Source organism: Curtobacterium sp. ME12 (assembly GCF_903970855.1).
Classification (GTDB): domain Bacteria; phylum Actinomycetota; class Actinomycetes; order Actinomycetales; family Microbacteriaceae; genus Curtobacterium; species Curtobacterium poinsettiae_A.
The window spans coordinates 1-13812 of sequence record NZ_CAJCKD010000057.1 but is presented as its reverse complement, the minus strand read 5'-3'; the positions used below and the strand labels follow the sequence as shown (position 1 = coordinate 13812).

Annotated in this window: 7 protein-coding genes and 1 tRNA gene; all 8 read left to right on the top strand. The window is 72.6% G+C overall.

Translation table 11 applies throughout. The features are described from left to right. Positions 1-173: 173 nt before the first annotated feature. The 8 genes from gltX to H7A73_RS17395 all read left to right on the top strand — a co-directional run bounded on the left by gltX (position 174) and on the right by H7A73_RS17395 (position 13788). Positions 174-1661: a glutamate--tRNA ligase gene (gltX, locus tag H7A73_RS17430; RefSeq protein ID WP_182067160.1), complete on the top strand. Its 1488-nt coding sequence runs from the start codon at positions 174-176 to the stop codon at positions 1659-1661. Between the two features lie 6 nt (positions 1662-1667). After that, positions 1668-2672 (top strand): NAD(P)/FAD-dependent oxidoreductase, encoded by a 1005-nt coding sequence (locus tag H7A73_RS17425; RefSeq protein ID WP_182067159.1) that lies wholly within the window; start codon positions 1668-1670, stop codon positions 2670-2672. 45 nt (positions 2673-2717) lie between these two features. Then, positions 2718-2789, top strand: a tRNA-Gln gene (locus H7A73_RS17420). 411 nt (positions 2790-3200) lie between these two features. Next, entirely contained in the window at positions 3201-5966 is a 2766-nt protein-coding gene (locus H7A73_RS17415) for an AMP-binding protein (RefSeq protein ID WP_182067158.1), read from the top strand. 398 nt (positions 5967-6364) lie between these two features. Next, entirely contained in the window at positions 6365-7294 is a 930-nt protein-coding gene (locus H7A73_RS17410) for a glycosyltransferase family 2 protein (RefSeq protein WP_182067157.1), read from the top strand. After that, the gene (locus H7A73_RS17405; RefSeq protein WP_182067156.1) at positions 7291-8256 is read left to right on the top strand and encodes a glycosyltransferase family 2 protein; all 966 of its coding nucleotides are present in this window, start codon (positions 7291-7293) and stop codon (positions 8254-8256) included. The genes H7A73_RS17410 and H7A73_RS17405 overlap by 4 nt, the downstream gene beginning before the upstream one ends. Next, positions 8253-11807, top strand: a complete 3555-nt coding sequence (locus tag H7A73_RS17400) for a glycosyltransferase family 2 protein (protein ID WP_182067154.1) — start codon at positions 8253-8255, stop codon at positions 11805-11807. Before H7A73_RS17405 ends, H7A73_RS17400 begins: the two co-directional genes overlap by 4 nt. Then, complete coding sequence (locus H7A73_RS17395) at positions 11794-13788, top strand: PIG-L family deacetylase (RefSeq protein ID WP_182067152.1); 1995 nt, start codon at positions 11794-11796, stop codon at positions 13786-13788. Before H7A73_RS17400 ends, H7A73_RS17395 begins: the two co-directional genes overlap by 14 nt. Positions 13789-13812: the final 24 nt, after the last annotated feature.

Here is a 13812-nt window from a genome sequence, read left to right as displayed (position 1 = left end):
TCTCAGCGCCGATGGTACTGCAAGGGGGACCTTGTGGGAGAGTAGGACGCCGCCGGACTTAACGTGAAGAACCAGGGAACCCCTGACCAGTACTGGTCAGGGGTTTTCTGCGTTCTACGGCCCGTCCACAGGGCAGGTTGGAGGGACAGGCTCCGCGGTAGGGTTGTCGGGTCATGACTGCGCCATTCACCACTGCCTCCGGCTCCGACATCCGCGTCCGCTTCTGCCCGAGCCCGACGGGGACCCCGCACGTGGGGCTCATCCGCACCGCGCTCTTCAACTGGGCCTACGCCCGGCACACCGGCGGCAAGCTCGTGTTCCGCATCGAGGACACCGACGCCGCCCGCGACAGCGAGGAGTCGTACGCGCAGATCCTCGATGCACTCCGCTGGCTGCGGCTCGACTGGGACGAGGGCGTGGACGCCGGTGGTGAGCACGGACCGTACCGGCAGTCCGAGCGCACCGCGATCTACGACGACGTGATCGCGAAGCTCAAGGAGTCGGGCCACATCTACGAGTCCTTCGTCACGCCGGACGAGATGGAGGCCCGCAACAAGGCCGCGGGTCGTGACCCGAAGCAGGGCTACGACAACCACGAGCGCGACCTGTCCGACGCTGAGCGCCAGGCGTTCCGGGACGAGGGCCGGGAGCCGGCGCTCCGTCTGCGCGTCCCCGACCGCGACCTGAGCTTCGACGACCTGGTGCGCGGCGAGATCACCTTCAAGCAGGGCACGTTCCCCGACTTCGTGGTGGTCCGCCCGAACGGCAAGCCGCTCTACACGTTCACGAACCCGGTGGACGATGCCCTGATGGGCATCACCCACGTGCTCCGGGGTGAGGACCTGCTGTCGTCGACCCCGCGCCAGATCGCGCTGTACGAGGCGCTGTACGAGATCGGCCTCGCGCCCTCCATCCCCGTGTTCGGGCACCTGCCGTACGTGATGGGGGAGGGTAACAAGAAGCTCTCGAAGCGTGACCCCGAGTCGAACCTGTTCCACCACCGTGCCGCCGGCATGATCCCGGAGGGACTCGTCAACTACCTGGCGCTGCTGGGATGGTCGATCGGCGCCGACCGCGACGTGTTCTCGATCGACGAGATGGTCGCGGCGTTCGACGTCACCGACGTGAACCCGAACCCGGCCCGCTTCGACCACAAGAAGGCCGAGGCGATCAACGGGGACCACATCCGTCTGCTGGCGCCGGAGGACTTCCGATCGCGTCTGCTGCCGTACTTGTCGGAGTTCATCAGCGACCCGGCGACCCAGGAGCAGCTCGAGGTCCTGACCAAGGCGGCTCCGCTCGTGCAGGAGCGAATGCAGCTGCTCGGCGAGGCACCGGCGATGCTCGGCTTCCTGTTCACCTCCGACGCCGACCTGGTGGTCGAGGACGACGCGCTGGCCTCGCTCAAGGGCGACACGGCAACGGTCCTGACGGCGAGCACCGCCGCGCTCGAGGGTGTCCAGGACTGGACCACCGAGGCCATCGAGGGTGCGCTCCGCGCAGCCCTCATCGACGAGCTCGGCCTGAAGCCCCGCGTCGCCTTCGGCCCGCTGCGCGTGGCGGTGTCCGGACGCCGGATCAGTCCGCCGCTGTTCGAGTCGATGGAGATCCTGGGCAAGGAGTCCACCCTGACCCGGCTCCGCGCCCTCGCGGCGCGCTGACCTGCCATGGGCAGCACGGAGCACGCCGACCCGGTCGTGCACGACGTCGCGGTCATCGGCGCCGGTCCGGCCGGGCTGAGCGCTGCGCTCAACCTGGTCCGGGCGAAGCGCACCGTGCTGCTCGTCGACGCGAACCGTCCCCGGAACGCCGCGACGCTGCGGTCGCACGGGTTCCTGACGCGGGACGGGATCTCGCCGCTCGAACTCCGGAAGCTCGGGCGGACCGAGGTCGAGGGGTACCCGGAAGCGACGGTCGTCCAGTCCGTCGTCGATCTGGTGGCCCCGGACGCCGACACGGACACCTGGCGGGTGCACGGCTCGTGGCGCGGCACCGAGCTCGAGGCCCTCGCCCGGACGGTGGTCGTGGCGACGGGGCTGCGTGAGGAGTTCCCCTCGCTGCCGATGCTCCGTGCGTTCTACGGCACGGCTGTGCACAGCTGCGTCGAGTGCGATGCGTACGACAAGGCCGGACAGCCGCTCGCGTTCATCTGCGAGACCGACGACCTCGTCGACCGCGCACTGCTCATCGCGGCGTGGACCGACGACCTGATCGTCTACACGAACGGGGTGGCGCCCCTCGATGCCCCGGGTCGCGCTCGGCTGTCGGCCGCTGGGGTCGTCGTGGACGAGCGGGTCGTGGAGGGCCTCGAGGGCGATCGCTCCGGGATGACCGGCGTCAGGCTCGCCGACGGCCACGTCGAGCCCCGGACGGGTGGGTTCGTGCGTCCCGTGTGGCACGCGGACCTCGACTGGCTGCGCGCGAGCGCCAGCGCTGACGCGGCCGCCGACACGCCCGAACCGCTCGAGGGGCTCCAGCGCGACACGCAAGGACTCCTCGTGGTCGACCGGGTGGGCCGGACGTCCGTCCCTGGGCTCTACGCGGTGGGAGACGTCACGCCTCCCGGGCCGGAGCAGCTCATCGTCGCCGCCGGACACGGAGCCGTGACGGCCGCCGCCGTGCACCGAGACCTGGTGGGTGGTCTCGCAGACCTCCGGGATGCTGTACAGTAGTTGATCGTGCCCCGGGTGACCGGGCCAGAAGGCCGACAGGCCTTTTGGGGTATGGTGTAATTGGCAACACAGCGGTTTCTGGTACCGTCGTTCTTGGTTCGAGTCCAGGTACCCCAGCACTCGACGAACAGCCCCCGGGACAACCCGGGGGCTGTTCTCGTTCCGGGCTGTTCTCGTTCCGGGCCGTTCTCGTTCCGGGCCGTGCTCGTTCCGAACGTCGCTTGTTCCGAGCATCCCCATCGGGGATGCAGGGTCGATCCACGGTCACACCACGGCTGATCGGGAGGTTGCGCGGAACCGCACGATCCCCGAGCCGGTCGAGCTGACGCGCGGGAGGCGCCCACGGCGGTGGTCCGGTCGTTCCGGAGGCGTACCGTCCGTGGCGGGCGCAGGCCGCGCCTCCCGGCCGGGTTGCGGTTCCCCGCACCGGGCCGTCGCCTGCTCGCGGGCGGGGAGAGCGCGGTCCTACGGTCTGAAGACCGTCGCGGGAGTCGTGGCGGTCCGCTGCTGAGCACCCGAGGTGTCATCGTGACCTCCGTCGACCCGCTGACGACCGTCGATCCCTGGAACCACCCCGCAGCCGTGCCCGCGGCGGCCGACCACTCCGTGCTGGACCGCTGGGACCGCGTGGTGGCACTCCGGGGCGACGCCGCTGCACTCGCGGGGGACGGCCGTCCGTACACCTACGCCGAAGCGGACCGGGCCTCGCGCGCGCTGGCTGCAGCCCTGGCCGTGACGCTCCGACCCGACGACCACAGCGGCGCCGGCGTCGGCGACGCCCCGGGCGGGGCCTCGAAGCCGGTCGGGCTGATGGCGGGACAGTCGACCGAGGCCGTGATCGGCATCTTGGCGCTGGTGCGTGCCGGACGGACCGTGGTGGTGCTCGACGACCACCTGCCCGCCGCACGCCTGGTGCACGTGGCCCGCCTCGCCGGCGTCGACGAGATCCTGGCCGACGCCGAGCGTGCGGTGCTGGCCGCCGACGTCGTCGCTGAACGGGACGGCCGGGTGCACGCACTCGGCGAGCTGCTGGACGCGAGCGAACCCGGCGCGGCTCCGTCGTTGGACACCGCCCGGGCGCAGCCCGGTGGGCGGGACCCCTTCGCCATCGTCTTCACCTCCGGCTCGACCGGCATGCCGAAGGGCGTGGTCCTGACGCACCGGCAGCAGATCGCCAACGCGGAGCAGGACGCGGCCGCACTCGGCCTGGGCCCGGGCGATCGGCTCGGTGTCGTCCTGCCGCTGTCGTTCGCGGCCGGGCTCCTGTTCTCGTTCGACACCTTGCTCTGCGGCGGCACCATCGTGCTGCTCGAACCGCGTGAACTCGGTGTCGAGCGGCTGCTCGGGCGGTTCCGGGACGACGACGTGAACGTGCTCGTCTGCACCCCGCACCTGCTGCGCTCGATCATCGGGTCGCAGAACGCGCCCGGGTCGCACGGAACGGCCGCCGGGACCGCACCGGTGCTCGGCGGCCTGCGCTTCCTGATGACCACGGGCGAGTCCGTCACCGGCGCGGACCTCGCCGCGGCCCGACCCCACCTGGACCCGGACACGCTGCTCCTGAACGCCTTCGGCTCCAGCGAGACCGCCTGCGTCGCGTACTGCCCGGTGGCCCCGGGGGAGCCGGTGCCTGAGGGCGTCGTGCCCGCCGGGTGGCCGTTGCCCGGCAAGACGGTGCTCGTGCTCCGTGAGGACGGCAGCCCTGCCGACCCGGGGGAGACCGGCGAGCTCGTCGTGGTCTCCGACGCCCTGACCGCGGGCTACTGGGGCGCGCCGGAGAAGACCGCCGAACGGGCCGGACGCACCGGTGAGGCCGAAGCCGGTGCCGGGATCCCCGTCGGGACCCCGAGCTGGCGGCAGGGCGACCTGGCACGCATCGACCCCGACGGCCGGCTCGTGCTGCTCGGCCGATCCGACGACGCCGTGAAGGTCCGCGGCTACCTGGTCGAGCCGAGTGAGGTCGAGGCGGCGCTCCGCGCGGTCCCCGAGGTGCACGACGCGGTCGTGACGGCGCAGGTCGACCCCGGTTCCGTCACCCGGCTCGTCGCCTACGTGGTCGGTCGCCCGGGGCACCGCACCCCGGCACCGGGCGCGCTCCGACGGGCGCTCCGTGCGCGGCTGCCCGAGTACATGGTGCCGGCGTCGATCGTGCCGATGACCGAACTGCCGCGGAACGAGCGGGGCAAGGTCGACCGCGCCGAACTCCCCGGGGCACCGAGCGTCGAGACCGAGATGGCCGAGGGCGAGTACGACCAGTGGGAGCTCGTCGTGGGGCAGATCTGGGCTGAGGTGCTCGGCCTGCGCGGTGTGCACCTGGACGAGGACTTCTCCGCGCTCGGGGGCGACTCGCTCTCGGCCGAGGAGATGCTCGCCGTCGTGCAGGACCGGCTCGGCGTCGACCTGCGGTCCTCGGACGTGCTGCAGCACCCCACGCTCCGGGCGTTCGCCCGACGGGTGCGCAGCGGCACGACGGCGCTGCCGAGCCACCCCGACGTGGTCAAGGTGTCCGGCGCGCGCGAATCCGGCCGTCCCCCCGTGTTCTGCTTCGCCGGCGGCGGAGCGCTCGCGCTGACGTTCCTGCCGTTGTCCCGCTACCTGCCCGAGCACGACGTGTACGCGTTCCAGCAGCACGGCCTCGAGCGTCGGGGGATGCCGGACTGGAGCATCCAGGCCAGCGGCCGCCGGTACGTCGCCCTGATGCGCATCGTGCAGCCACGCGGACCGTACCTGCTGGTCGGCCACTCGCTCGGTGGGCTGATCGCGCTCGAGATCGCCCGACTGCTCACCGAGAGCGGCGAGCAGGTCGAGCACGTCGCGCTGCTGGACACCTACCTGCCGCGGACGGGCGCTGAGGGGGTCCGACAGCAATTCGGCCGGCTCGAGCCGCGCGAGCACCGGAACCCCGCAGTCCGCGCCGCCGGCGAGCGCCTCGCCGGGGCCGTCCGGCGGGTCATGCCCACGGGCATGTCGTGGGGCGACCACGTCGCGAAGCGGATGCGCGCCTACAGCGCCGGTGTGCTGCGGCACGGCGGCCAGAAGGACTTCGACGCCTTCTTCGACCAGGCCGAGCTCGTCACCCGGCGGCACCACCCGACGCCGTTCCACGGGCGGGCGACGTACGTGCTCGCCGACGCGAACCCGGACGCCGCCGGCTGGTCCGCGCTGCTGCGCGGCCGGACCGAGACCGTGCGAATCGCCGCCGAGCACAGCTCGTTGCTGCGGGAACCGCACGTGGCCGACCTCGCGACGGCGCTGCGTGCGGCGTTCGCGACGGAGGGCGCGGCCCGGATCTGAGACGGTCGACGGACGGGAGGCCCGGTGCCAGCTGGCACACCTCCCTCGCAGGCTCGGTCGGCGCGCCCCGCGCAACGCTTCGCGTTGCCGCTCTGCGCGGCGCGCCCGTCCGTCCGTCGGTGCGTCCACGGCACGTGGCCGCGCGGTGTTGCGGGTTTCCGTATCCACGGCCGAGTGTCCGCAATGGACCACACCGCGCATTGACCGCCTGTCACCCCGCGACGATGGTTGGACACGCGGGGGAGAGTACCCACTCACCTGCGAAGCCGGCGGCGTCGTACCCGCGTCCCGCTGCTCGACCGACGACGGTCACCGTCGTCGATGCGTCATCCGAGGACGCGCCGCTCGTCACACGAGCCACAACCCGACAGCAACCCTGACCCGACAGGACCGCGCCCATGCCCGCACGTACCGTTCGCCCTGCAGACCCGAGGGTCTCCGTCGTCATCCCGGCGCGGAACGAGGCCCGCAACCTCGAGATCATCCTGCCGAAGCTCCCGCCGGTGTACGAGGTGATCCTGGTCGACGGCAACTCCGTCGACGACACCATCGCAGCCGCCCAGCGCGTGATGCCCGACATCCGCGTCGTCCACCAGACCCGCAAGGGCAAGGGCAACGCCCTTGCCTGCGGGTTCGAGGCCGTCACCGGCGACGTCGTCGTCATGTTCGACGCCGACTGCTCCGCCGACCCCGACGAGATCCCGCGCTTCGTGCAGGCACTCGTCGAGGGCGCCGACGTCGCGAAGGGCACCCGCTACTCGCTCGGCGGCGGGAGCGACGACATCACGATCGTCCGCAACCTCGGCAACCGCGGTCTGAACATGCTCTGCAACATCATCCTCGGCACCCGCTACAGCGACCTCTGCTACGGCTACAACGCCTTCTGGGCGGACGTCCTGCCGGCGATCGGCCTGCTGTCCTCCGAGCTGCCGAAGCCGGCCGACGGCTCGATGCTGTGGGGCGACGGGTTCGAGATCGAGACCGTGCTCACCTGCCGCTGGTCGGCCGCCGAGCTCGCGATCACCGAGGTGCCGAGCCACGAGAAGCTCCGCGTGCACGGCTCCAGCAACCTCAACGCCGTGACCGACGGCATCCGTGTGCTGAAGTCGATCATGCACGAGCGTCGCCGCGCCGCGATCGGCCGCTCAGAAGTCCGCCGTGCCGCGATGAGCGTCGTGCCGCCGGCCGAGCAGCTGGCCGCCGCGCCGCACGCCGCGGCGCCGCACGCAGCCCCGGCTGCAGCGCACGCGACGGTCCACGCGGCCGGGCACGCCCCGGCCGGCGCACCCGTCGCCGCTGTCGCCAGCCTCGAGGAGGAAGTCGCGTGACGACCGTCGCGGTCGTCATCTGCGCCTACACCCAGCAGCGCTGGGGTGACCTGCAGGACAGCGTCGAGTCGGCCAAGCGCCAGCCCGAGGGCCCCGAGGTCGTCGTCGTCATCGACCACGAGCCAGAACTCCTGGCTCGCGCCGCCGCGCGCTGGCCGGAACTCCGGGTCGTCCCGAACACCGAGGACCGCGGACTCTCCGGAGCCCGGAACACCGGTGTCGCCCTGACCGACGCCGACGTCGTCGCGTTCCTGGACGACGACGCCACCGCGGACCCCGACTGGCTCGGGCACATGCTCACCGCACTCGAGGACCCCGACGTCGTCGGCGTCGGCGGTCGGGCCACCCCGTCCTGGCCCACCGCCACCGGTGCCGGCCCCTACGCGGACGAGCTCCTCTGGATTGTCGGCTGCTCGTACCGGGGCCTGCCGGAGACCCCCGGCGACGTCCGCAACGTCATCGGGTCGAGCATGGCGTTCCGCCGCGACGCGATCCTGCTCGCCGGCGGTTTCCGCTCCGGCATCGGCCGCGTCGGCAACCAGCCGCTCGGCTGCGAGGAGACCGAACTCTGCATCCGCATCGCCCAGGCCCGTCCCGGTGCGCGGATCCGGTACGAACCGCGTTCGAACGTCTCGCACCGGGTCTCCCCGGACCGTGTGACGATGCGCTACCTGCGCCGCCGCAGCTACTACGAGGGCATCTCGAAGGCCGTGCTGAGCCGTCGGGTCGGCACCGGCGACTCGCTCGCGAGCGAGTCGACCTACCTGACCCGGGTGATCCCGGGCGCCGTGCTGCGCGAACTGCGTCACGTCGGTCGTGGCGGAGGCCTGCGGGCGTACGCCATCGCGCTCTCCGTCGTCTCGACGGTCGCGGGCTACGCCGTCGGCCGGGTCCTCGGCACCGTCGTCGTGCGGACGCCGCCCGCGCCCGCCCCGCTCCCGCAGCCGGTGGGCACACCGTGACCCGCGCGACCCTGGCGATGGTCCTCTCGCCGGTCGTGACCGGGCCGCTCGTCCCCACCTGGGACGGCGCGCTCTGGGTCGGCGAGGTGGACCGTGCCGACGTGCACGTGTCGAGCCACCGGGACGTCATCGCCCTGCAGGGATCTGCCGGGTACGGGCGAGCACGCCTGCTCGTCCGCGACCACGGCGAGCCGCTCGGCTTCGTCGAGGCCGAGATCACCGAACGCCGCCGCATCGGCGGCACCATCGATGTGCGTGCGCTGCAGCGCGCGATCCGGCCCATGCCGGCACCCGAGCGTCGGCCGGCAGCAGGTCTGGTGCTGCCGTCCGTCACCGTGGTGCTCTGCACGGACGGTGCGGCCGGCACGACCATGCGGTCGGTGCTCGCGAACGGGCACCCCGACTTCGACGTCGTCGTCGTCTCGCACGGCGCCGACGACGGCGGCGTGGCGACGGTCGACATCGGCGGACGTCGCGTCACCACCATCCCCGCGCCCGACGGCGGGCTCGCCGCCGCGCGGAACGCCGGTCTGCTCGTGGCGACCGGCGACGTCGTCGCGTTCGTGGACGAGGGCGCCATCGTGGACGGCGCCTGGATCGCCGCGATCGCCCGCGCCTTCGCGACCGACCCCGACGTCGCCTGCGTCACCGGACTCGTCCCGAGCGCCGAGCTGCGCACCCCCGCGCAGCGCTGGCACGACGACCGCACCGCGGCCGGCCGGACCGTCCGCCGTCGGGTGTTCCGCCTCGACGACACCGACGACGCACCCCCGCACCACCCCTTCGCCGCCGCTGCCTACGGCACCGGTGCGAACCTGGCCGTGCACCGTGCGACCGCGCTCCGGATCGGCGGCTTCGACACCGCCTTCGGACCGGGGACCCGCGTCGGCGCCGGCGACGACCTCGACCTCTTCACACGACTGTTGTTCGCCGGATCCGCGATCGCCGTCGAACCGGCCGCCATCGCGTGGCAGCGATCGGCGGACGACGTCGCGTCGCTCCGCGCCGCCGCTGCCGCGCACGGCCACGGACTCGGAGCCTGGATGACCAAGAACGCCATCGACCGCGAGTCGCTCACCGCATCGGTGGACGCAGCGCCCGAGGCGCTCAGCGCCTTCGCACGACTCGGCCTCGAGCAGGGCGACCGTGTGACGGACATCGCCGGCGACCAGCCCGGCACCGGTGAGGACCGCGTCCCGGACGCGGTCGACACCGAGTTCGCCGCCACCCGGCGGCGACTGCGCGGGGTCGAACGTCGCTCGGTCCTGGCGGCGCCGTTCCTCGCACTCACCGAACGGCTGCGTGGCGGCGGCACCATCGACCGGAACGCCCGCGGCCGTCACGAGCTCCGGCACGGCCTGGCCTCGGCCGGTCCGGCCCGCCCGGCCGCGGTGGACGCCATGAGCCCGGTCGCGCGGCTCACCGCAGCGGCGATCGTCGTCCTGACGCTCCTCGTCGCCGGGGTCGCGGCGCTCGCCGGACTCCCGGTCCTGCGGGGGAGTGCGATCGGCGTGTACCTGTTCGCGCTGCTCGGCGTCGCCCCGCTGCTGCTCGTCCGCCCGATGCCGTTGGCCCGGTTCAGCGTCTTCGCGGTCACGGCGTCGCTCGTCGGGACGATCGCCATCGGCTACACGATGGCGACCTTCCAGCTCTGGAACCCCACCGCACCGTTCGTCGGTGTCGTCGTGCTCACCGCGGTCGCCCTCGCCGTCGCCGTGCCGCGGGACGTCGCCGAACTGCAGCGGGCGCGCCTTGCGCCGGTTGCCGAGGGGGCAACCGCCGGCCGCTGGACCACCACCCACACCGTCACGGCCGGCTCGGTCGTCGGGCTGCTCATCATCGTCATCGCCGCGCTCACACACATCGGCGACCCGGTACCGGACGGGCTGTTCGGCTCGCTCGGCCCCGGCCTGGTCGTCGGACTGGCGATCGTCGTCGCCGCTGCCGTCGTCGCCCTGGTGCGCGGCCGCGGACTCGCGATCCCGGTCGTCGTGCTCGGTGGGGCGGTCCAGCTCGCGCAGGCCATCACCTACGGCATGCCCACCGTCATGGCGGCCGCCCGCCACATCGGCGTGCTCGAGTACATCCGACGCTGGGGCTCGACGAACCCGGCCGCCGACATCTTCCAGACGTGGTCCGGGCTGTTCGCCGGCGGCGCCTGGGCCGCGGACGTCGGCGGGATCGACAACGCGATGACCATCGCCGCGTGGGTCCCCGTCCTGCTGGCCTTCAGCACGACGATCGCCGTGGGGGTCCTCGCCGCCAACTGGCTGCCGGGCAACCGCCGCCCCTGGATCGCGGCGTTCCTGACCGCGATGACCGGCTCGCTCAACACGACGTACTTCTCGCCGCAGTCGGTGGGCATCCTGATGTCCCTGGTGATCCTCGTGCTGGCCGTCGGCCCGCTGCGACGCACCGCCGCGACCGATGCGGACGGCGTCCGCTCGACCGTGCTGCGGGCACGCCGCGTGGGCCTGTCCCGGATCATCGCCATCACCGTGATCGGCATCGTACTGGTCGTCACCCACCAGATCTCGCCGTACCTGACGGTCGCCGCACTCGTGACGCTCATCGTGTTCCGGCTGCTCCGACCCTGGTGGCTCCCGATCGTGGTGCTCGTGCCGGCCGTCGGCTTCGCCCTGCTGAACGACGACATCCTCGGGAAGTTCCTGTCCCTCGGGGCCGTCGGCAAGGTGCTCGACAACGTGCAGCCGCCGTCGCACGACATGACCGTCCTGCCGAAGCCGCTCGTCACCCGGCTCGCGTTCGACATCCCCGCAGCGGCGCTCGTGGTGCTCGGCCTCGTCGCCCTGATCACGGTGCTGATGCGCCGGGACCGCGTGCACTGGGGGCTGCTTGCCACGGCCGCGAGCCCGATCTCGCTGCTCGTCGCGACGAACTACGGCCAGGAGGGCATCTTCCGCGTCGTGCTGTTCGCCACACCGTGGATCGCGATCCTGGCTGCGGGGCTCCCGATGCCCAGCGGCCGGTTGGCTCCCGTCGGTCGCCTCCTCACCCGCACGATGCGACCCACGGCCGTCCAGGTCGTCGTCGCCGCAGCTGCGGTGGCCGCGATGGTCGGGGTCGGCGCCTTCGGCCAGACCGCCCTGGACTGGAACCGCGTCCCGACGCGCAGCCAGTCGGCGGCGACGCAGTTCTACGACTCCACCGCGCCGAAGGGTTCGATGATGCTGCTCACCGGGTCGGCCAACGCCGTCCCGAGCAACACCGGCGCCCGCTACTTCGACGTCGGGGCACTGTCCCGCGAGGTCCTCGGGGCGTACCCGGAGCCGCAGGGCTACGACGCCGAAGCCGACGTGTCCACGATGACCCGCCAGTTCGTCCTCGACTGGCCGGCGACGAAGTACTACGCCCTGGTCGCCGAGCCGTTCGGCGCCTACGACGAGCGCTACGGCTACCAGACCGACGCCGACTACCAGGAACTCGCGGCCGCGATGGCCGACTCGCCCTACTGGAAGCGCGTCTTCGGCTCCGGCACCACCGCCGTCTACGAACTGACCCGGGAAGGGCTGGCACATGCCACGAACTGAGCACGACACGGTCCGGACCTCCCGGCGGACGCGGCGCATCGGCGCCGCGTCCGCCGCGGCGGTGCTCGGCCTCGTGGCGTTCGTCGTCCCGACGCTCACCGCGACCGGTGGAGCGGCGCTCGCCGACACCACGACCGGACAGTCGTCGGCGTCGGGGGCCGCCGCCGGTGCGGACTGCAGCGCCGGCCGGGTGCTCACGATGGTGGCGCACGCCGACGACGACCTGCTCTTCTCGGGCACCGAACTGCGCGCCGACGTCGACGCGGGCAAGTGCGTCCGCTCCGTCGTCGTGACGGCGGGCGACGCCGGTAAGCCCGCCTGGTACTGGCAGGCCCGTGAGGACGGCCTGATGGCCTCGTACGCCGAGATCGCCGGCGTCGACGTGGACTGGACCACCGGTCAGGTCGTCGTGGCCGGGAAGACCCTGCGCACGGAGACACTGGCGACGCATCCCGAGCTCAGCCTCGTGTTCCTCGAGCTGCCGGACGGGAACATCGACGGGTCGGGCTTCGCGGCCACCGACGACGAGAGCCTCGAGAAGCTCTACGAGGGCCACATCCCGACGATGCACACCGTGGGCGGGGCATCGCAGCCGACATCGTACTCGCTGACGTCCCTGCGCGCGACCTTCGCCGGGCTCGTCACCGGGTACGCGCCCACCGAGATCCACACCCTCGACCACGGCGGCACGTACGGCGACGGCGACCACAGCGACCACCACACCGTCGCGTACCTCGCCGACGAGGCCCAGGCGACGTACACCGCGGCCCACACCTTCACCGGGTACCTCGGGTACCCGATCGCGAACCGCCCCGCGAACCTCAGCGCCGCGCAGGCCGCCGCGAAGGCGGCCGCGTTCTTCGCCTACGCCGCGTACGACGGTGAGACCTGCGGTTCCACGTCCGCCTGCGCATCGCGCCCGGAGGGCTCCTGGCTGAGCCGGCAGTACGCCGTCGGCTCGTCGGCCGAGCCCCCGACCGACCCCACCGACCCGACCGAACCGCTGCCCGCGCAGGGCACCGACGTCACCGCCGGTGCGACCGTCACCGCGAGCGCCGAGAACCCGGCGGACGGCCAGACGGCCGTCAAGGCCGTCGACGGAGTGGTGAGCGGGTACCCCGACGCCCCGACCGCCGAGTGGGCAGCTCCGTGGGGCGGCGTCGGCACCTGGATCCAGCTGGGCTGGGCAGCCGGCACGACCCTGCACGAGATCGACCTCGCCGACCGTCCGAACGGCGACGACCAGGTCACCGGCGGCACGCTGACGTTCTCCGACGGTTCGAGCGTCGCGGTCCCGTCGCTCGACAACGGCGGCGCCGTGCAACGCGTCACGTTCAGCGCCCGGCAGGTCAGCTGGGTGCGGTTCACGGTCGGTTCGGTCAGCGGCACGACCCGGAACGTCGGCCTCGCCGAGATCCGGGCCTTCCGGCCAGCGGACACGACGCCGACACCGACACCGACACCGACGCCCACCCCCACGCCGACCCCGACGCCCACGCCGACGCCGACGCCCACGCCGACGCCGACGCCGACGCCGACCCCGACGCCGACCCCGACGCTGTCGGACGTCACCGGTTCGGCCACCCCGACCGCCGCGTGGGACGACCAGTCCACCGGGCAGACCGTCGCCAAGGCGGTGGACGGTGTGGTGTCGGGCTACCCCGACAACCCGACGGCCGAGTGGGTCGCGCCGTGGGGCCGGACCGGGGTCTGGATCCAGCTCGACTGGGCCGCCTCGCAGCGGCTCGGCCGGATCGTGCTCCACGACCGCCCGAACAGCGCCGACCAGGTCACCAGCGGCACCCTGACGTTCTCGGACGGCAGCCAGGTCGCGGTCGGCACCCTGCCGAACGGCGGCGACGCCCTGACGGTCGACTTCACCCCGCGTGACGTCACCTGGGTGCGCTTCACGGTGACGGGCGTCTCGGACAGCACGGGCAACGTGGGACTCTCCGAGGTCCGCGCGTGGACGACCGGGTGACCGACGAGCAGGGTGACGGCCAGG